This is a genomic window from Cytobacillus sp. Bac17, assembly GCF_024519925.1.
Classification (GTDB): Bacteria; Bacillota; Bacilli; order Bacillales; family Cytobacillaceae; genus Cytobacillus; species Cytobacillus pseudoceanisediminis.
In genome coordinates, this window is sequence record NZ_JALJRC010000140.1 from 1 (window position 1) to 257 (window position 257).

General features: G+C 47.5%; 1 protein-coding gene. It reads right to left on the reverse strand.

What is annotated here, in order from left to right:
- Window positions 1–11 precede the first annotated feature (11 nt).
- The coding region (locus NR125_RS30430; RefSeq protein ID WP_256816926.1) for a hypothetical protein at window positions 12–257 on the reverse strand (246 nt) is incomplete at its 5' end.

The following is a 257-nucleotide window of genomic DNA, read 5'->3' on the forward strand; positions in this document are numbered from 1 at the left end:
CACCTATCGTCCTAGAAGCAACAGGACATTATAATTCCTCTGTTGTTCAATACTTTTATTCCCTTTTCTCTTTCTTTCTCCTCCTTCCTCCCCTTCTTTCTTCCCCTTCTCCCCTTTCCCGTCTTCTTCCCTTCCCTCCCTCTTCTTTCTCTTCTTTTTTTCTCTCCTCTCCTTTCCTCCTCTTCCTTCTTCTTCTTTCTCTCCCCCCCTTCTTCTCTTTCTCTCTCCCTTTCCTCCTTCTTCCTTCCCCCCCCCCC